The 19,208-nt window shown below is 67.1% G+C and carries 16 protein-coding genes; all 16 read right to left on the bottom strand.

Features of this window, described 5'->3' with window-relative positions:
- Nucleotides 1-123 precede the first annotated feature (123 nt).
- Entirely contained in the window at nucleotides 124-483 is a 360-nt protein-coding gene (gene rplS, locus JOF55_RS04400) for a 50S ribosomal protein L19 (protein WP_310269952.1), read from the bottom strand.
- 359 nt (nucleotides 484-842) lie between these two features.
- Nucleotides 843-1,634, bottom strand: a complete 792-nt coding sequence (trmD, locus tag JOF55_RS04405) for a tRNA (guanosine(37)-N1)-methyltransferase TrmD (RefSeq protein WP_310269955.1) — start codon at nucleotides 1,632-1,634, stop codon at nucleotides 843-845.
- Nucleotides 1,635-1,712: 78 nt separating this feature from the next.
- A complete protein-coding gene (gene rimM, locus JOF55_RS04410) occupies nucleotides 1,713-2,261 on the bottom strand; it encodes a ribosome maturation factor RimM (RefSeq protein ID WP_310269958.1) in 549 nt (182 codons plus the stop codon).
- A gap of 8 nt (nucleotides 2,262-2,269) precedes the next feature.
- Nucleotides 2,270-2,509: an RNA-binding protein gene (locus tag JOF55_RS04415; RefSeq protein ID WP_310269960.1), complete on the bottom strand. Its 240-nt coding sequence runs from the start codon at nucleotides 2,507-2,509 to the stop codon at nucleotides 2,270-2,272.
- Nucleotides 2,506-2,994: a 30S ribosomal protein S16 gene (gene rpsP, locus JOF55_RS04420; protein ID WP_310269963.1), complete on the bottom strand. Its 489-nt coding sequence runs from the start codon at nucleotides 2,992-2,994 to the stop codon at nucleotides 2,506-2,508. The genes JOF55_RS04415 and rpsP overlap by 4 nt, the downstream gene beginning before the upstream one ends.
- Nucleotides 2,995-3,170: 176 nt before the next feature.
- Entirely contained in the window at nucleotides 3,171-3,977 is an 807-nt protein-coding gene (locus tag JOF55_RS04425) for a CPBP family intramembrane glutamic endopeptidase (protein WP_310269966.1), read from the bottom strand.
- A gap of 131 nt (nucleotides 3,978-4,108) precedes the next feature.
- Nucleotides 4,109-5,062, bottom strand: a complete 954-nt coding sequence (locus JOF55_RS04430; RefSeq protein ID WP_310269969.1) for a CPBP family intramembrane glutamic endopeptidase — start codon at nucleotides 5,060-5,062, stop codon at nucleotides 4,109-4,111.
- A 58-nt stretch (nucleotides 5,063-5,120) separates the two neighbouring features.
- Nucleotides 5,121-6,194, bottom strand: a complete 1,074-nt coding sequence (locus JOF55_RS04435) for a metal-dependent hydrolase family protein (RefSeq protein WP_310269972.1) — start codon at nucleotides 6,192-6,194, stop codon at nucleotides 5,121-5,123.
- An 11-nt stretch (nucleotides 6,195-6,205) separates the two neighbouring features.
- Nucleotides 6,206-7,765 carry a signal recognition particle protein gene (gene ffh, locus JOF55_RS04440; RefSeq protein WP_310269975.1) on the bottom strand — a complete coding sequence of 520 codons (1,560 nt, stop codon included), beginning with the start codon at nucleotides 7,763-7,765 and terminating at the stop codon, nucleotides 6,206-6,208.
- A 158-nt stretch (nucleotides 7,766-7,923) separates the two neighbouring features.
- Nucleotides 7,924-9,660: a DEAD/DEAH box helicase gene (locus tag JOF55_RS04445; RefSeq protein WP_310269979.1), complete on the bottom strand. Its 1,737-nt coding sequence runs from the start codon at nucleotides 9,658-9,660 to the stop codon at nucleotides 7,924-7,926.
- Nucleotides 9,661-9,954: 294 nt separating this feature from the next.
- The gene (locus tag JOF55_RS04450) at nucleotides 9,955-10,743 is read right to left on the bottom strand and encodes an AAA family ATPase (RefSeq protein ID WP_310269982.1); all 789 of its coding nucleotides are present in this window, start codon (nucleotides 10,741-10,743) and stop codon (nucleotides 9,955-9,957) included.
- A 280-nt stretch (nucleotides 10,744-11,023) separates the two neighbouring features.
- Nucleotides 11,024-11,362 (bottom strand): P-II family nitrogen regulator, encoded by a 339-nt coding sequence (locus JOF55_RS04455; RefSeq protein ID WP_310269985.1) that lies wholly within the window; start codon nucleotides 11,360-11,362, stop codon nucleotides 11,024-11,026.
- The gene (locus JOF55_RS04460) at nucleotides 11,359-12,699 is read right to left on the bottom strand and encodes an ammonium transporter (protein WP_310269988.1); all 1,341 of its coding nucleotides are present in this window, start codon (nucleotides 12,697-12,699) and stop codon (nucleotides 11,359-11,361) included. The genes JOF55_RS04455 and JOF55_RS04460 overlap by 4 nt, the downstream gene beginning before the upstream one ends.
- Nucleotides 12,700-12,874: 175 nt before the next feature.
- The gene (gene ftsY, locus JOF55_RS04465; protein WP_310269991.1) at nucleotides 12,875-14,509 is read right to left on the bottom strand and encodes a signal recognition particle-docking protein FtsY; all 1,635 of its coding nucleotides are present in this window, start codon (nucleotides 14,507-14,509) and stop codon (nucleotides 12,875-12,877) included.
- A 185-nt stretch (nucleotides 14,510-14,694) separates the two neighbouring features.
- Nucleotides 14,695-15,258 carry a hypothetical protein gene (locus JOF55_RS04470; protein WP_310269994.1) on the bottom strand — a complete coding sequence of 188 codons (564 nt, stop codon included), beginning with the start codon at nucleotides 15,256-15,258 and terminating at the stop codon, nucleotides 14,695-14,697.
- Nucleotides 15,259-15,438: 180 nt separating this feature from the next.
- Nucleotides 15,439-19,107 carry a chromosome segregation protein SMC gene (smc, locus tag JOF55_RS04475; RefSeq protein ID WP_310269998.1) on the bottom strand — a complete coding sequence of 1,223 codons (3,669 nt, stop codon included), beginning with the start codon at nucleotides 19,105-19,107 and terminating at the stop codon, nucleotides 15,439-15,441.
- Nucleotides 19,108-19,208: the final 101 nt, after the last annotated feature.

A 19,208-nucleotide genomic window follows, 5' to 3' on the forward strand; every position in this document is an offset into this window, starting at 1 on the left:
CGATGAGGTAGCACGGTGCCGGACAGACGAACGACCCGGGGCATGCCCGGGTCGTTCGCGGCAGTCCGCACACATGGTACCCATGCCGCCCGTACCTGCCGGTACGTACGAGAGCTGCTCAGCTCAGGAAGCCTTGGCCGGCTCCCGCTTCTCCTTGATCTTGGCAGCCTTGCCACGCAGATTACGCAGGTAGTACAGCTTCGCCCGCCGCACATCACCGCGAGTGGCGACCTCGATCTTGGCGATGTTCGGACTGTGCACGGGGAAGGTACGCTCCACGCCGACACCGAAGGACACCTTGCGCACGGTGAAGGTCTCCCGCACGCCATCGCCCTGTCGGCGAATGACCGCGCCCTGGAAAACCTGGTTGCGCTCACGCGAACCCTCGATGACGCGGACGTGGACCTTCAGCGTGTCGCCAGGCCGAAAGCTGGGGATGTCGGAACGCAGCGACTGGGCGTCCAGAGCGTCCAGGGTGTTCATCGGTGGTCCGTCCTCGTCCGTGTCGTTGATCCGTTCACTCGGAACAGCGACTTCTGTTCCGGTGAGCCGCGACCTCGCGGTGCGGCATCGACCTGCACAGTACGTCTTTTCAGCCCGTACCGAACCGGTCTTCTCGTAGCAACACCCGAACCGATCGCCATGGACTCGGCCGGGGGCCAGCAAGCCGTTTTACGTCACCCCGCAACCCGAGGAAGACGCCTGCCGAAGCAGGAAGACAAGTCATCGCCCACCGGATTTGCACTCATGGGCTTGCATTCATGAGCGTGCATCCACGCAGGCGCTTTCCTTCAGCCAGTAGCGTATCAGGCCTACGCCATCGACCATGCGGACGGTCCGAATCACGCCTGGCCCGGAGAATCGTCCTGCATCCCGTCGGGGTGCTGCTGTGCCCGCAAGTGATCGAGCCGCCCACGATCCCGTGCGGTCAGCGACTCCTCGGACATCGAATCAAGCAGGTCATGGCGCCGTTCGTAAGTACGCTCCAGAGATTGGTCCCGTCGCCAGCGTGCGATAGCCGCATGATCGCCCGAACGCAGCACCGGAGGCACCGACAGGTCCCGCCAGACCTCAGGACGCGTATAACAGGGACCCTCGAGAAGCCCGTCGGAGAACGAGTCCTGCTCGGCCGACGCCGGATTCCCGAGCACCCCGGGTAACAGCCGGGCCACCGACTCGATCATGGTCAGGGCGGCAACCTCGCCACCGACCAGCACGTAGTCACCGATCGAGACCTCCTCCACCGGCATCCGTCTGGACGCATCCTCGATCACTCGCTGATCGATTCCCTCGTAGCGGCCGCAGGCGAGGACCAACCACGGCTCATGGGACCAGCGCACCGCCGTGCGCTGAGTGAACGGCTGCCCAGCCGGTGTGGGCACCACCAACCGAGGCGGCTCGCCGGAGGTGGCACACACCTCGTCCAGCGCCTCTCCCCAGACCTGGGGCTTCATCACCATGCCGGGACCGCCACCGTATGGACTGTCATCCACGGCACGATGTACGTCATGCGTCCACTCCCGGAGATCGTGGACGCCGACGGAAATCTTCTCCCGCTCGATCGCCTTCCCCAGCAACGCCTCACGCAGCGGGGTCAAGTACTCGGGGAAGATCGTGATGACGTCGATTCTCATCGGTACCCTTCAGATGTCCGCCAGCCCTGGCGAGCCGAGCCACCGCGGAGGCGGAGACGAGTCATCCTCGAGGCGTGATCACACCTCGTCGATCAGCCCTTCCGGCGGGTCGAGGAGAACCCGACCTCCCACCACGTCGACCTCGGGCACGATGTCGGAAACGAACGGCACGAGGAACTCACGCTCGTCCGGTCCGGTTACCTGCAACAGCTCTCCGCCGGGAGTGTGCACGACCTCGTGCACCACACCGACTTCCTCGCCCGTGACCAGAACGGCTCGCAGACCTTCCAATTCGTGATCATGGAACTCGTCCGGGTCATCGCTGGGCTCGAGATCCTCGGCCACCACGGTCAACAGCGCGCCGCGAAGTTCTTCCGCCGCCTCCCGAGTGTCCACGCCTTCCGCACGTACCAACAGCCGCCCGGCGTGGTGCCGGGCGGCTGCAAGTACGAACTCTTCCGGCTGTCGGGAGCGATCCGCTCTCCGGCGCCGGACGCCGAGCACGGACCCGGGCTCGAAACGTCGCTCGGGGCTGTCCGTACGAACCTCGACGACGAATTCTCCCCGAACACCGTGCGGCTTGACGATCCGGCCGACGACGAGACGCAGGGGTTCCTGGTCACTCATGGCCGCACTCAGCGATCGGTGTCGATCACGTCCACCCGGAGGCCCCGGCCGCCGACTCCCGAGATCACGGTCCGCAGCGCCGTCGCGGTGCGTCCGCCGCGGCCGATGACCTTGCCCAGATCATCCGGGCTGACGTGCACCTCCAGCGTACGGCCACGCCGAGTGTTGATCGACTGCACGCGGACCTCGTCCGGATTGTCGACAATGCCGCGCACCAGATGTTCGAGCGCGTCCGTGAGAGCTGTCACGCCTGTCCTTCCTCGGACTTCGGCTCGGCTTCTTCGGCGCCTGCGGACTCGGAAGCGGTCGCCTCGCCCTCGGACTGAGCGGACTCGGTCTTCTTGCCGCCACCCTTCTTCTTCGGGGTGGTGGCCGCCACGGACGGTTCCTCACCGGCCGCGGCCAGGGCGGCCTCGAACAGTTCCTGCTTGGTGGGCTTGGGAGCGGCGACGTTCTTGTTCCCCTCCGCTCCGGGCAAGCCCTTGAACTTCTGCCAGTCGCCGGTCACCTCGAGGATGCCCTGCACGGGCTCGGTGGGCTGGGCACCGACGCCCAGCCAGTACTGCACCCGCTCGGAGTCGACCTCGATGTGGCTCGGGTTCTGCTTCGGGTGGTACTGCCCGATCTCCTCGATCACCCGGCCGTTGCGGCGGGTGCGTGAATCGGCGATGACAACGCGGTAGTGCGGCTCGCGGATCTTTCCGATGCGCGCCAGCTTGATCTTGACAGCCACGGGTGGTGGTGCTCCTCAGACTCTCGTTCGTGATCGGGTGAGCACGCCACACCGCATGGGGCGACGGTATGGAGGCTCTTACGTCGACAAGCCGTGAAACGGTGAGAGGGCCCGCTCACGGCGAACAGCTTCTCATTGTGCCAGATGCGCACGTAAGCACAGCAACGGCGCCCCGGTTATGCGGGCAGCAGCCCCAGCGACATCAGCAGCAACCCCAGAGCGGGGAGGAAGTTGTTCACCTGATGTGCCACGACGCTGGCGGTCAGCCGCCCGGTGAGGAACCGGGCCAACCCGATCGGGAGTGCGATCACGAGCAGCAGCACGGTTCGTGCGGGCTCGAAGTGGCCGATCGCGAAGACCGCGGTGGTCAGGATGAATATGGTCAGTTGGCTCCAGCGAAGCCGCTCCATCGCACCCCAGAGCAGGCCGCGGTACAGCAGCTCCTCACAGAGCGGAGCCACCAACCACACGTGCAGAAAGATCACCACTGCCAGCGCGGGAGGTAGCCGAACCCCTTCCAGCAGGCTTCCGACCGCGGATTCGGCCTGATTCTCCCCCATCCACCGGGTCCAGAGCGTCGACGCGATCACCGTGAGTACAAGGCCGGCCACACCGATTCCCAACCCCGTGGTCACGTCGGAACGCCGCCACTGCAAACCGAAATCCCGACGAGGGCCGTGGCCCCGTAAGAAGGTGGCGATAACCGCGACCATCCCGGCCAGCACAGTCGGCAGCATCAGTACCAGGACCAACGCGAGTCCCAGGCGGTTGCCCGCACCGCCGAGGTCACCGAAGGTGGCTGCCAATACGACCGAGACCAGTACGAACACGGCCTCGGCGAGGAAGAAGGCACCGAACCCCCACTTGTGGGTGTGTGCGGTGATGGCCGTGGCCTGTCCGGCTGGGGAACCGGTGAAGGCGGCTTCCGGCGATCGCGCCTCACGTGCTTCGCCGGAGGATTCGGGCGGTTGCGGTGTATTCACGGGCGCCTCCGTCGAACCGGGCATCAACTCTCCGGCCGTCTCCGGCATACGGCTGCCCGCCTCGACCGGCCGGAAACCGTCAGGCTACCCGCGGGCTCGCTCGGCAGGCATCCGCTGCTGTACCGACGCGGTCAGCCCGCGGTCACGAGCAGCAGCAACGCCGGAAGGAAGTTGTTCGTGGCATGGGCGATCATGCTGGCACTCACCCGCCCGGTCAGCATCCGCGCGAATCCCATCGCGAGGCCCCCGACGAACAGGATCGGCAGCCGCCAGGCTTCCTGGTGCATGAAAGCAAAGAACAGCGCGGTCAGCAGCAGAATGGCGTAGCGCGGTATCCGGTAATGCTCCAGAGCTCCCCACAGTGCCCCGCGCATGAGGAGTTCCTCGGTGAAGGGAGCGCCGAGAAACGCGAACAACGCGAAGAGGAACAGCCAGACCGTCTGCTCGCCCTGCACCAGCCCGGAGACCCCCGCGTTCGGCGGTGGCGGACCGGAGACACTGATCAGCACCATGCCCAGCAGCCACGACGCGAGCAGGGCGACTCCACCACAGGCCAGCCCCACTTTGACGTCCCGCAGTTTCGGCACGATCCCGAAATCCGACCGCAGCCCGTGGCCGCGCCGCCAGGAGTAGAAAGCGGGAACCAGACCGAGCAACAGGTTCGGAGCGAACGCCAGCAACAGCAACGGCCCCAGTTCCGGCGGGTTCGCGGGATCGAAGCCCGATACGTGCGCCGAGAGCACGCCGCCGAGGACGAAGGCGAGCAGGTAGTAACCGCCGTAGCCGATGAAGAACGCGGCGAACCCCCACGCCAGGCTTCCCCGGCGGGCTGCTTCGACCTGGGCCTCCCAGTAGCGGGGATGCAGGTCCGGATCCCGGGTGTCCTCTGCCCTGCGCATGGGAGTGCCGTAGTTCAGCCACGACGGCTGGGAACGCGACCGGTTTTCGGAATCGGTTCGTGGAGACTGCGGAGTTCGAGTGGCCTCCTCGTCCTCCGACCCGGGCGGAGTCTCCCCGGGCAACCACGCCACCGGATATTCCGGTGAATCGCCGTGAGGTTCCTCGTTCGGCGGTTGCTGACTCACACGCCCTCCCCTCAGCACCCCACTGTAGGTCACAACGGCCGCAGCGGCACCGTGCTCGTCAGGCCACGACCCTGCCGCGCAGGAGGATGCGCCGGGGATGGCGCAACACGGCCAGATCCTTCCGCGGGTCGGAGTCGTAGCACACCAGATCGGCCACACCACCGTGATGCAGACCGGACCAGCCGAGCCACTCGCGTGCCGACCAGGATGCCGCGCCCAATGCCTGCTCGGCCGACATGCCGACACGATTCAGGGCCATCAGCTCGTCGACGAGTTGCCCGTGTTCGATACCGCCACCCGCATCGGTCCCCGCATACACGGGCACGCCCGCCTCGATGGCCTTCGCCACGGTGCGGTCGGCTTCCCGGTACAGGTGTCTCATGTGTGCCGCGTAGTCGGGATACTTCGACGCCGCCGCCGCGAACGACGGGAAGTTCTCGACATTGACGAGCGTGGGCACCAGTACGGTGCCCCGCCGTGCCATTTCCTCGACGGTGTCATCGGTGAGGCCGGTGCCGTGCTCGATGCAGTCGATGCCCGCCGCGAGCAGATCCGGGAGTGCATCTTCGCCGAACACATGAGCGGTCACCCGTGCGCCGTGCGCGTGCGCGGCCGCGATCGCCTCCGTCAGCACGTCCGCACGCCACAGCGGAGACAGATCGCCGACCGAGCGATCGATCCAGTCGCCGACGAGCTTGATCCACCCGTCCCCATGGGCGGCCTGCTCGGCCACCGCGGCAGGCAACTGCTCCTGGTCATCGAGCTCGTCGGCCAAGTGCGGGATGTAGCGCTTGGGACGTGCCAGGTGACGGCCGGCTCGGATGATCCGTGGCAGGTCCTCCCGGTCCTGCAGCGACCGGGTGTCCAGTGGGGAACCACAATCGCGGATCAGCAGCGTACCCGCTTCGCGATCGGTCTCGGCCTGCCGCACCGCCTCGTCGAGCTCCACCGGTCCCTTCGGGCCGAGGCCGACATGGCAGTGCGCATCGACCAGGCCCGCCAGCAGGTAGCCCCCGTCGAACACCGTCGAGGCACCCGGTACCGGTTCGAGGCTGACCATCCCGTCACGGACCCAGACGTCCCGTTGCTCTCCGTCTGGGAGCACCACCCCGCGCAGATGAAGCGCCGTCATACCGGATGCACTCACTTCTTCTTGTTCTTGCCGAAGTTGAGCTTCGAGGGATCGAATCCGGGCGGAAGGTCGTTGAGCCCTCCCTGCAGCTGTGCGGGATCCGGAGCGTTACCCCCGCCGGCACCGGGCATCCCTCCCGGAGGGAGTCCGGGCATTCCGCCCGGCATGCCACCGCGCGCGCCCTTCGGCGGAGTCGGCCCCTTGTTCTTGCTCTTCTTGCCCTTCTTACCCTTCTTGTCCTTCTTGCGGCCGCCACCACCGCCACCGCCGAATTGCCCGGCCATCTGCTGCATCATCTTGCGGGCTTCGAAGAAGCGCTTGACCAGATCGTTGATGTCACTGATCCGGACACCGGAACCGTTGGCGATACGCTGGCGCCGTGAGGCATTGATGATCTTCGGGTCGGCCCGTTCGGCCGGGGTCATCCCCCGGATGATGGCCTGCACCCGATCCAGGTGCCCCTCGTCGAAGTTGGCGAGCTGGTCTTTCATCTGGTTGGCCCCGGGCAGCATGCCGACCAGGTTCTGCAGCGGTCCCATCCGCCGCACCGCCTGCATCTGCTCCAGGAAGTCCTCCAGCGTCAGCTCACCCGTGCCGAGTTTCTCCGCGGCCTGTTCCGCCTGATCCGCGTCGAAGGCCTGCTCGGCCTGCTCGATCAGGGTCAGCATGTCGCCCATGCCCAGGATCCGGCTGGCCATCCGGTCCGGGTGGAAGACGTCGAAGTCCTCCAGCTTCTCACCATTGGAGGCGAACATGATCGGTTGCCCGGTGACGTGCCGCACCGACAGCGCGGCACCACCGCGAGCGTCACCGTCGAGCTTGGTCAGGACCACACCATTGAAGCCGACGCCGTCCCGGAAGGCCTCCGCCGTGCTCACGGCGTCCTGACCGATCATGGCGTCGACGACGAACAAGGTTTCGTCGGGGGTGACGGCGTCCCGGATATCGGAGGCCTGCTGCATCATCTCCTCGTCGACACCCAGGCGGCCGGCCGTGTCGACCAGGACGATGTCGTGCTGGGAGTGCCGGGCCTCCTCGATACTGCGACGGGCCACATCCACCGGATCGCCGACACCGTTGCCGGGTTCGGGAGCGAATACCGATACCCCGGCACGTTCCCCCACCACCTGCAACTGGGTGACGGCATTGGGACGCTGCAGGTCACAAGCCACCAGCATCGGCGTGTGGCCCTGCCCGGCGAACCAGCGGGCCAACTTCCCGGCCAGCGTGGTCTTGCCGGAGCCCTGCAGGCCCGCGAGCAGGACGACCGTCGGTGGATTCTTGGCGTATTCCAGCCTGCGGGTCTCACCACCGAGGATGCCGACCAGTTCCTCGTTGACGATCTTGACGACCTGCTGGGCCGGGTTCAGGGCCTGCGAAACCTCGGCGCCTTTGGCGCGTTCCTTGACACCCGCGATGAAACTACGCACCACGGGAAGCGCCACGTCGGCTTCCAGCAGGGCAATACGGATCTCCCGCGCGGTGGCGTCGATGTCGGCGTCGGACAGCCGTCCTTTGCCACGCAGGTTCTTCAGGACCGATGTGAGCCGATCGGAAAGAGTGTCAAACACGGGTTCACGGGCTCCAGAGTCGTGGATATGCCAATACGAGGGTAACCGGGCGATGCCGAAACCCGGCGAGGACGCGTCTCCACACCATTTTCCCTCGATGCGGTGAAGGTGGGGCAACCGTCACGAAGGCTGCCCCACCGGGCAGGCTCGATCGTGGCTCAGCCGTGCTCGTGTGCGGGGCGCTTCCCCGCAGCCGAGCGCGAGGAGCCGGGCGCGCGCTGGCCCTTGCGTTGTGTCTTGGGCTTGTCCCTGCCGGGCCTGCGCGGGCGTCCCGACCGTTCCAGCACCTCGTCGTCGGCGCGGCTGATGCGCAGTCCGCGGCCTGCGACCTGTGTCTTGCCCAGCTTGCGCAACAGGTCCTCCGGCAGCTCGGCCGGAAGCTCGACAAGGGTGTGCTCGGCACGGATGTCGATGTGCCCGATGCGCTTACTCGGGACACCGCCCTCATTGGCCAGCGCCCCGACAAGGGCACTCGGCGTCACCCGATTACGACGGCCCACTTCAACGCGGAACACAGCGGTCTCGCCACCGGAAGCCTCGAATGCCGAAGCCTTACCGGAACGCTTCTGCTTCGCGGGCGGTTCGGGTTCGGGTTCCAGCAGCAGTGGCCGCTCACCCTGCACCATGCTCGCGAGCGCGGCCGCGATCTCGGCGGCGGGCACATTGTGGTTGCTTTCGTACTGCTGCACCAAATCCTGGAAGAGGGTGAGCTCACCACTCTCGAGCGTGTCGGTGATGCTCTGGGAGAACCGGGCGAGTCGCTGGTCGTTGACCGCTTCGACACTCGGGAGTTCCATCTGGCTGATCGACTGGCGAGTGGCCTTCTCGATCGAACGCAGCATGTGCCGCTCACGCGGGGACACGAACAGGATGGCCTCACCGCTTCGCCCCGCCCGGCCGGTGCGGCCGATGCGGTGCACGTAGGACTCGCTGTCGTGCGGGATGTCGTAGTTCAGCACGTGGGAGATGCGCTCGACGTCCAATCCGCGTGCGGCCACGTCGGTGGCCACCAGCAGGTCGATCCTGCCGTCCCGCAGTTGGCCGATGGTGCGTTCCCGCTGTGCCTGGGCGATATCACCGTTGATGGCCGCCGCACTGAAACCTCGGGCCTGCAGCTTCTCGGTGAGTTCCTCGGTGAGCTGCTTGGTCCGCACGAACACGATCATCGCGTCGAACGGCTCGACCTCCAGAATCCGAGTCAGCGCGTCCAACTTGTGCACGCCACGGACCGGCCAGTAGCGCTGGTTGATGTTGGTGGCCGTGGCGGTGGAGTTCTTGACCGAGACCTCCACCGGATCCTTGAGGTAGGACTGGCTGATCGACCGGATCGCCTTGGGCATGGTCGCGGAGAACAACGCGACCTGCCTGCTTTCCGGTACTGCCTGCAGGATCTTCTCGACGTCGTCGATGAAGCCCATCCGCAGCATCTCGTCGGCCTCGTCGAGCACCACGTTGGTCAGCCCCGACAGGTCGAGTGAGCCGCGCTCCAGGTGGTCGATCAGGCGTCCGGGAGTCCCCACCACGACGTGGGCGCCCCGCCGGAGTCCGCTGAGCTGGGGTCCATAGCTCTGCCCACCGTAGATGGGCAGTACGTGAAAGCCGGGCAGGTTGGCGGCATAGCGCTGGAACGCCTCGGCCACCTGGATGGCCAGCTCCCGGGTCGGCGCCAGGACGAGCGCCTGCGGCTTCTTCGTGTCGAGATCGATCCGGGAGAGGATGGGCAGCGCGAACGCGGCGGTCTTGCCGGTACCGGTCTGCGCCTGCCCCGTCACGTCGTTCCCGGCGAGCAAGGACGGAATCGTCTCGGCCTGAATCGGCGAAGGGGTCTCGTATCCGAGGTCGGTCAGGACCTTGCGAACGCGGTCGTCGAGGCCGAGGTCATCAAAAGTGGACATACTGAGTGCGTGGTCTCCTCGTGGTCACAGAGGCTAAGGAATGCGGATAGCGGCCCTGTACCAATGTCCACCAACGAATGAGCGGCAACAGTCAGGTCCGAATGCAGCACCGCCCTGCGGGCGTCTCGCTGCTCGCGCATGTCGGGCCGCGCATACCTGCAACGCACACACTGTTGCCAGTCACTCGCAGCTCGATCTCAGCCAGGCGCACCGGCATCGTTCCGGTACGCGCTCAACCACAATAACCGTCGATCACGGGCCGTGCCGCCCCCACCCGAGGTAACGCGATGTAGGTCACGATGGTGTTGTCAGCCTCAGCCCGTCCACCAGTTCGGCTCGCGTGAAAACGTGCACCACATACCAGCCGCGAGGTCGCCGCCCCGCACGCAACATGCGGCGGAGACGCTCGGCACGCCCGACGTGACGGACAAAGGAGCGCTCCCCGACCATGCGCCCCCGCTCACGTTGACCGCTGAGCGCTTCGAAGGCCCCCACATGAATCCACACCAGCACCCGCGGCCGCCGGGTGATCCAGCCGAGCACCACCAGCATCGCCCGGGTCGTCGGCCGCGTGGAGGGTTCATGGGCGATGACGGGACCTGACGCGCTCATACAGCACCAGACGATGCGAGTCCGGTGTGCGAGGTGTACCACCGCGCGGTACCTGCGGTACGGAAAGCGAGCGGGCAATACGGAACGCAACGGCCGGTACATCTGTTCGGGGTCGAGCACCGAAACGGGCGCCGCCGCCTGCATTCTGCCCAGCAAAGTGCTTTTGCCCGCGCCGGGCAGACCGGCCAGAACAACAAGATCGCGCCGCCCGATCCGCACCTGAGGCGGTAACGGGGGCGGGCTTGATGCCGGCATCGGTCGGTCCGGAGTCTCCACGTCGAGTCCAGGATACGCATCGAGATCGCCACCGTGGTGCACCGACCGATACCCGTCACCGTCGGGTCGCCGGGGTGGCCCGACCCCCCGTTCGGGCCACCCCGGCGACGGTCCCCCGTGATGCGACCCCGCACTCCCGGCCCCTTTCCCCGCCCGACCCCCAGTACGGGCGGGGCCCCTGCCGGTCCCGCTCATCGCGTCACGGCCACAAGTCTGCCGCCTCCGGGCGCCCGGCGAGGACCGTGAAGCCCCCTGAATGACTCTGCGTAGTGCTACGCAGTCCCGCACCGAATGTCCCCTCAGCAAAACCCGGTCGGATCGGAAGGCCCCGCAAGAACGAAAACCGACACCCAAGGACACCCCGGGAGAGCAGACCGGGGGAAAGCACGCAGGGCGCGAAAAGGGCGCGGGCAGGAGCTTGCCGCTCCTGCCCGCGCCCTGCGCTGTGGTCGACTTCCGGGTCACGCCTTCCGGCTCACAACGCTTCGACGTCGGTCTCCCCGGTACGCACCCGGACCACGGTGTCCACCGTGGTGACCCAGACCTTGCCGTCGCCCACCCTGCCGGTGCGGCCGGCCTCGACGATGCCGTCGACCACCCTGTCCACGCCGGATTCGTCGACGAGGACCTCCACCCGGATCTTGTCGAGGAAGTCGATCTCGTACTCGGTGCCCCGGTAGAACTCCTTGTGTCCCTTCTGGCGCCCGTATCCCTGGGCTTGGCTCACCGTCATACCCAGCACACCGAGCTTGCCAAGAGCCTCCTTGAGGCTTTCCAGGCGGGATGGTTGCACGATCGCGGTCACCAGCTTCATGCGTTGTTCCCCTCCAGCTCGCGTCCGAGGCCTGCCGTGTGCACGGGCGAACGACGCGACGATGCGTGGCCGTCTCCGAAGTGATATGCCGTCTCGGCGTGTTCGGTCTCGTCGATGCCTTCGAGCTCGTTCTCGACACCGCTCCGGAAACCGATGGTCTTCTGCACCAACCAGGCGATCATCAAGCTGAGCACGAACGAGTAGGCGAACACGGCCACTGCCCCGACCGCCTGCCGCCACAACTGGTCGAGACCACCACCGTAGAACAGGCCGTTGACTCCTGCCGGTGCGGCGCCGGAGGCGAACAGCCCCACCAGGAGCGTGCCGACGAGACCGCCGACGAGGTGCACGCCGACCACGTCGAGCGAGTCGTCGTAACCGAGCCGATATTTCAGGCCCACCGCCGGTGCGCAGACGATCCCGGCGATACCGCCGATCACGATCGCCCCCAGCGGAGTCACCGAGGAGCACGCCGGCGTAATGGCGACCAGCCCAGCGATGACGCCCGAGGCGGCACCGAGGGTGGTCGCATGGCCGTCTCGCAGACGTTCGGTCAGCATCCATCCGAGCATCGCAGCGCTGGTGGCCACCAGCGTGTTGACGAACGCGACGGCAGCGGTACTTCCGGCGGCCAGTGCCGACCCGGCGTTGAATCCGAACCAGCCGAACCACAACAGCCCGGCCCCGAGCACGACGAGCGGCAGGCTGTGCGGCTTGCCCATGTCCCGCGGCCAGCCCGTGCGCTTGCCGAGCACCAGCACGAGCGCCAGCGCAGCGGCACCCGCATTGATGTGCACCGCGGTGCCCCCGGCGAAGTCGATCGCCGCCAGCCGGTTGGCGATCCATCCACCGGGGGCCGTGACATGACCGGCAGCATCGGTCTCGTCGAAGGCGAACACCCAGTGTGCGACCGGGAAGTACACCAGAGTGGCCCACAACCCACCGAACAGAAGCCACGGCCCGAAGCGGGCCCGATCAGCGATCGCCCCGGAAATCAACGCCACCGTCAGGATGGCGAACATCGCCTGGAAGGCGGCGAAGGCCGGCGTCGGAACGGTGCCGGAGAGTTGGTCCGCACCGAGCAACCCTCCCAGGCCGAAGAACTCCAGCGGCGACCCGAGCAGACCGAGTCCTCCGAGGTCGGAACCGAATGCCGCCGAGTACCCGTAGAGCACCCACAGCACTCCGACCACGCCCATACTGCCCAGGCTCATCATCAGCATGTTCAGTACGCCGCGCGAGCGCACCATGCCGCCGTAGAAAAACGCCAGGCCCGGAGTCATGAGCATGACCAGGGCCGCGCTCATGAGCACCCATGCGGTGTCACCTGAATCCATGTTGCCTCCCGTACGGTCCGGGCACTCGAGGTCGAGTCCGTATCGTCGGCAACCGGTGTTGCAGCGAAGCACTTCAGGTGTTTCGCCCACGTGAATTCCGGCGTTGTGCTGTTAAAGATCTGTCACTGCTGCGGAGCGACCGCCGTGGAGGCGGTGCGGACGCATTCCGGCAGGTTCATTCCAGCAGGGCGTCGACGAACGCACCGGGGTCGAAGGGAGCGAGGTGATCAGCTCCCTCCCCCAGGCCGACGAGCTTCACCGGAACACCGAGCTCGCGCTGCACCTGGAAGACGATGCCGCCCTTGGCCGTGCCGTCGAGCTTGGTCAGCACGATGCCGGTGACATCGACGACATCGGAGAACACCCGCGCCTGCGTGAGCCCGTTCTGCCCCGTGGTGGCGTCGAGCACCAACAGCACTTCATCCACCTGGGCCCGCTTTTCGACCACACGTTTGACCTTGCCGAGTTCGTCCATCAGCCCGGTCTTGGTGTGCAGGCGGCCGGCGGTGTCGACCAGCACCGCGTCCACCCCGGTGTCGGCGCCGCGCTGCACCGACTCGAAGGCCACGCTGGCAGGGTCGGCACCCTCGTTACCGCGTACAGCCTCGGCACCAACGCGTTCGCCCCAGGTGGCGAGCTGCTCCACGGCTGCCGCGCGGAAGGTGTCGGCGGCACCGAGCAGGACCGTACGGCCCTCGGCCACCAGCACGCGGGCGAGCTTGCCGGTCGTCGTGGTTTTGCCGGTCCCGTTGACGCCGACGACGAGCACCACCGCGGGCTTTCCGCCGTCGGCCGGGTCACCGTGCGGCAGGGCCTGCACGGAACGCTCCATGTCCGGCCGCAGCGCATCGACCAGGACCTCCCGCAGGAGCGCGCGAGCCTGGTCGGACGTACGTACCGCACGAGAGGCGATCTCCGAACGCAGCCGCTCGATGATCTCGGTGGCAGTGGCTGCGCCCAAGTCGGCCATGAGCAGCGTGTCCTCGATCTCCTCCCAGGAGTCCTCGTCGAGGTCGCCCGCGCCCAGCAGTCCGAGCACGCCCTGACCGAAGGTGGACCGGGACCGCGACAGCCGGCCGCGCAGGCGTTCGAGCCGTCCGCTGGTGGGCTCGATCTCCTCCACGGGTTCCGTGGGTGGCGCAGGTTCCGGAGGTTTGGGTTCGACAGCAGGAGCCTCGGGTTCGACAGCAGGAGCCGCTGGCTCGGCAGTGGGCGCCTCCGGCTCGGCGGGCGCTGTCGTTTCCAGTTCCACGGGGGTTTCCGGTTCGGCCGGAAATACCTGCGGTTCGGCGGCGGGCGCCTCCGGCTCGGCAGTGGGTGCCTCCGGCTCGGCAGTGGGCGCCTCCCGCTCGGCGGGAGCCGCCGGTGCCGATGCCGCCGAGGTCCGCTCCTCCTGTGTCGGAATCGTCGGCTGCTCAGGCGGCTTGCCCGGTTCCGCCTCGGTTTCGGAGGGCGGCGCTGTGGGGGTTTCCGTCCCGGACCGCTCCGGAAGCGAAACATCGACAATGCCGCGTCGTTCGCTGTCCCGGGGGACAGCGGCATCATCACCGACACCGGGCTGTCCCTGCTCGGTTCGGTCGCCGGCCGGATGCTCCGGCGGAGCTGCCGTACCGGTGCCGCCACTGGACAGGCTGATCCCGCTGTCGGTGCGATAACCGCCCTCCCGGACGGCGCCGCCTTGATCGGCTCGCTCGTCACGCCGGCTCAGACTGATCCGTCTGCGGCGGTTCAGCAGGAACCCGGCGACCACGAGGATCGCCAGCACTACCAAGGCAACAACGATGATCAAGATCACGTTTGTGGTGGACACACATCCATCGTCGCACCTCGAATGGTGCCGATCCGAGCGGACCCGTACGTCCCGGACCGAACGGCCCCAGTGGAACAATTCACCAACACCACGACCGAGATGTTCGCGTTTACCCGATCGGATGACCTACAGCATGCCCTTGGTCCGAACGGCGGATGCGCGCATGGTGCTCTGCACCTCGGAGCTCAGATCGTCAGGCTCAGAATGACCGACAGGAATCCGAAGGACACCGACGCGACCATCAGCACGATGGTGAGCGCCATGTTCGGCGTGGACTGCGGGACAGGCCCGATCGCCCCCTCGCCGAAAGCAACGGCGGGCGAACGGTAGTAAACGTCGACCTGCCTGCCGGGATCGACCGGCACGAAGGCCTGGGCATGGCCGAATTTCCACAGGTAGTTCACGTGCACCTGGATCTGGTGCCGACCCGGCGGGAGGTCGAGAACGTTCTGTCCCCATCGAGCGACGGGGTATGGCTGCCCGTTGACCGTGATCCCGGGTTTGAACAGCGCCAGAAGGAATGCCAGCGGCATATACGAGGTGTCCAGCACGATCCGGCCCATCCCCGGTGGCGGCGGTGCCATCTGCTGACCCATCGCTCCTGCCGCGCCGGGGCCCTGCTGAACGGGTGGCCCCTGAGGCGGATAACCGCCCTGCGGAGGCCCCTGCGGAGGCCCCTGCGGGGCGGGGACCGGTGCCCCGGGCTGCGGATACTGCTGCGGTCCCGGTGGCCCGTGCGGATTGGTCATCGAATGCGCCTCCTGAGCTGAGTACGGATCGGGGTTCACGCTGAAGATCGATGATCATATTAGAGCAGCCCGGAATCCCTCCTGGCCGATATATCCGGAAAGCAGGACACCGGGATCGGGAGCGATGTCGGAACGGGCGCGCAATCGCACCATCGGCTTCGGGAACCATTCCGTCCGGCACTACGCGGAATCGGACTGCTCCGTTCCTGCTGCCATGCCCACCGGCCCCTCGACCGTCTCCGCGCCGGAGTCGTCCCCCTCGGACGAACCGAGACGCTGTGAGATCACCGTGGTGATGCCATCGCCACGCATGCTCACGCCGTACAGCGCGTCGGCGATCTCCATCGTGGGCTTCTGGTGCGTGATGATGAGCAACTGGGAAGTCTGCCGGAGCTGGTCGAGCAGACCGATCAGTCGCCGCAGATTGGTGTCATCCAGCGCGGCCTCGACCTCGTCGAGCACATAGAACGGGGACGGGCGCGCCCGGAAGATCGCCACCAGCATCGCCACCGCTGTCAGCGACTTCTCCCCGCCGGACAGCAGCGACAACCGCTTGACCTTCTTGCCCGGCGGACGGGCCTCGACCTCGACCCCGGTGGTGAGCATGTCGTCCGGATCGGTGAGCACGAGGCGTCCCTCGCCGCCGGGAAACAACACCGAGAAGACCTTCTGGAACTCGGCGGCCACATCCTCGTAGGCAGCGGAGAAAACCTCCAGGATCTTCTCGTCGACCTCCTTGACCACATCAAGCAGGTCCCGGCGGGTGGCCTTCAGATCCTCGAGCTGGTTGGACAGGTACTTATAGCGCTCCTCGAGAGCGGCGTACTCCTCCAGAGCGAGGGGATTCACCTTGCCCAGCGAGGCGAGATCCTTCTCCGCACGTTCGGCCCGCCGCTGCTGAGTATCGCGATCGTAGGGCACCGAGGGCGGCTCACCGACCTGGTCACCGCGCTCCTTGGCGGCCTCGTACTCGGCCATCTCCGCCGGGCTCGGCGGCACCGGCACGGTCGGCCCGTACTCCTCGAGCAGGTCGTCGAGCCCGACCCCGAAATCCTCGATGATCTTGGATTCGAGTTGCTCGATGCGGAGTCGCTGCTCGGCGCGCACGACCTCGTCACGATGCACCGCGTCGGTGAGTTTTTCCAGCTCGCCCGACAACTCCCGCACTCGGTTACGCACCGCGTTGAGGGACTGCTCATGCTCGGTCTGCTGAGCCTGCGCGGTGTCGCGTTCCTCGGTCGCCGCCCGGAGCGAATTCGCGATGCGTTCCAGCGCGGTCTCACAGCCGGCGATGACGGTGCTCGCCACCCGTGCACCGTGCTCCCTCGCCTTGCGCGCGGCTTCGGCACGTGCCCGGACCTCGCGCTCGTGGTGCGCGGCGCGGCGCAGTTGATCGGCTTTGCCCTGCACGGCGCGGGCCCGTTCCTCCGCAGTACGCACACCGAGGCGGGCGTCCATCTCCTCCTGCCGGACCGCCGTCAGCTCCTCGCCGAGCCGATCGCGCTCGGCCGTGTCGGGCTCTTCCTGCTCGTCCTGTTCCGACTGGACGACTTCCAGCCGTTCCTCCAGTTCGGCGAGCTTGGTCAGTGCCTCCGCGCGGGACCGCTCCACCTTGTCACGCTGCTGCTGCAAGCGCTCGACCTCACCCGCAGCCGAACGGGCTGCCCGCTCGAGGCTGGACAGGCGTTCCGAGCTCCGCGCCGCACGGACCTTGGCCTCGTTGATCTGCTCCTGTGCGGCACGCACCTCGTCCTCGCGAGCCTGCTCCTCGGCACGGGCGCCCTCCAGCGCCGCCGAATGCTGCTCCAGACGCCGCTGGGCGGCAGCAAGTTCCTGCTCGGCCTCGTCCACGGCCGCTTGAACCTCGATGGTGCTTTGTCCGCCACCGGTGGTATCGGAACCGCCCATGGCCCAGTGTCCGCCGAGCACGTCTCCGTCCGCGGTCACGGCCCGCACTTCCGGATGACGCCGCACCAGCTCGGCAGCGTCCGGCAACCCGTCGACGACCGCCATCCGGTCCAGGGCACCTGCCACGGCCGGGCGCAGTGCTTCCGGCGCGGTCACGAGGTCGACCGCCCAGCGAGCGTTTCCGCCCAGTTCCGGCCACTGTTTCCGATCGGTCACCACAGTGGGCTCCCCCACCAGCACACCGGAGCGGCCCGCATCATCGGTTTTGAGTACTTCCAGCGCGGAAACGGCATCGTCGACGCCGCTGACGGCGACGGCATCGGCCACCGTTCCGAGAGCAGCCGCCAGCGCCGCCTCGGCACCCGATTCCACCGTGAGCAGCGAAGCCACGGAACCGAGCAACCCCGGAATCCGCTCACCGGCCGCCATCAGCGCACCGGCACCGTCCTTACGGTGCAGACCCATTGACAGAGCTTGGACTCTGGCTTTCCAGGAGGCGATCTCCTGTTCGGTGGCACGCTCGGCCCGTACGAGTTCTTCCACCCGCGCCTGCGCCGCGTCCCGTGCCTGTCCCGCATTCGTATGACGCTCCTCGATGCCGGCGTCCTCGGAATCCTGGCCGCCGTTTTCCGCTTCGGCGTCGTCATAGGCCCGTTGAGCGACCTCGGCGCGCTCGCTCGCCTCGGTCAGTGATGCGGACAGCCGCTCGATCTCGTCCGCCGTCGCACCGACCTTGCTGCGGGTGGATTCGACCTGCCCCGACAGGCGAGCCACACCCTCCCTGCGGTCCGCGATGGCCCGGACCGCCGCCATGTGCGCACGCTCCGCCTCCTGCAACGCCGACTCCAGGTCGGAACGTCGCTGCACCACGTCGGCAAGGGTGTCCCGGGCATGCTGCGCCTCGTCCTGGAACGTGGCCTCGCGCTCGGCCACCTCCTCGGCCTCGCGCTCCAGATCATCGGGATCACGGCCGCTGCGTTGTTCCTCGTGCTGCGCCGTCAGGTGCTTGTGCCGCTCGGCGGCCAGACGCAGCGTGCCGTTCAAGCGTTCCTCGAGCGCCGAGAGCCGGTACCAGGTGTCCTGCGCGCGAGCCAGTCTCGGGGCATCGGCGGACACCTGTTCCTGCAGGGTCTTCTCTTCCGACTGGGCGTACTGCAGAGCACGCTCGACCTCGGTGCGCCGGGCACGCGCGGCCTCCTGATCGGCCTCGTCGCGGGCAAGTTCGGCACGGGCCGTCACCAGATCATCGGCGATCAGGCGCAGCCGGGCGTCCCGAAGCTCGGCCTGCACCGACTGGGCCTTCCGCGCGATCTCGGCCTGCTTGCCGAGCGGTTTGAGCTGCCTGCGGAGTTCGCTGGTCAGGTCGGTCAGGCGGGTGAGGTTCGCCTGCATCGCATCGAGCTTGCGCAGCGCCTTTTCCTTGCGCTTGCGGTGCTTGAGCACGCCTGCGGCCTCTTCGATGAGCTTGCGGTGCTCCTCCGGCTTGGCCTGCAGGATGCCTGCGAGCTGGCCCTGACCCACGATGACGTGCATCTCACGGCCGATACCGGAGTCCGACAGCAGCTCCTGTACATCCCGCAGCCTGCACGAACTTCCGTTGAGTTCGTACTCGCTGGCACCGTCCCGGAACATCCGCCGGGTGATGGAGACCTCGGTGTAGTCGATCGGCAGCGCGCCATCGGCGTTGTCGATGGTCAGCGTGACCTCGGCACGGCCCAGCGGTGCCCGCCCGGAGGTGCCCGCGAAGATGACGTCCTCCATCTTGCCGCCGCGCAGTGCCTTGGCACCCTGCTCCCCCATCACCCAGGTCAGCGCGTCGAGCACGTTGGACTTGCCCGAACCGTTCGGTCCGACCACGCAGGTGATACCCGGCTCGAAGCGCAGGGTGGTGGCCGAGACGAAGGACTTGAACCCTTTGAGGGTGAGGCTCTTCAAGTGCACGGCTTCTCAAGGACCTTCCCGCGAGGCGAGGACTGCGCACGGTGAGCACACCGTGCGGCAAAGCCTACCGGTGACCGTGCTCGCATCTTCGCGCAACCGCA

Origin of the sequence: Haloactinomyces albus (assembly GCF_031458135.1) — a bacterium.
Classification (GTDB): Bacteria; Actinomycetota; Actinomycetes; order Mycobacteriales; family Pseudonocardiaceae; genus Haloactinomyces; species Haloactinomyces albus.

Excerpts from the sequence above, each read along its gene's own strand:
- JOF55_RS04445 (WP_310269979.1), bottom strand. The coding sequence starts at position 9,660 with ATGTCCACTTTTGATGACCTCGGCCTCGACGACCGCGTTCGCAAGGTC.
- rimM (WP_310269958.1), bottom strand. The coding sequence starts at position 2,261 with ATGAGTGACCAGGAACCCCTGCGTCTCGTCGTCGGCCGGATCGTCAAG.
- trmD (WP_310269955.1), bottom strand. The coding sequence starts at position 1,634 with ATGAGAATCGACGTCATCACGATCTTCCCCGAGTACTTGACCCCGCTG.
- JOF55_RS04435 (WP_310269972.1), bottom strand. The coding sequence starts at position 6,194 with ATGACGGCGCTTCATCTGCGCGGGGTGGTGCTCCCAGACGGAGAGCAA.
- JOF55_RS04450 (WP_310269982.1), bottom strand. The coding sequence starts at position 10,743 with ATGAGCGGGACCGGCAGGGGCCCCGCCCGTACTGGGGGTCGGGCGGGG.
- JOF55_RS04455 (WP_310269985.1), bottom strand. The coding sequence starts at position 11,362 with ATGAAGCTGGTGACCGCGATCGTGCAACCATCCCGCCTGGAAAGCCTC.
- rplS (WP_310269952.1), bottom strand. The coding sequence starts at position 483 with ATGAACACCCTGGACGCTCTGGACGCCCAGTCGCTGCGTTCCGACATC.
- JOF55_RS04460 (WP_310269988.1), bottom strand. The coding sequence starts at position 12,699 with ATGGATTCAGGTGACACCGCATGGGTGCTCATGAGCGCGGCCCTGGTC.
- JOF55_RS04470 (WP_310269994.1), bottom strand. The coding sequence starts at position 15,258 with ATGACCAATCCGCACGGGCCACCGGGACCGCAGCAGTATCCGCAGCCC.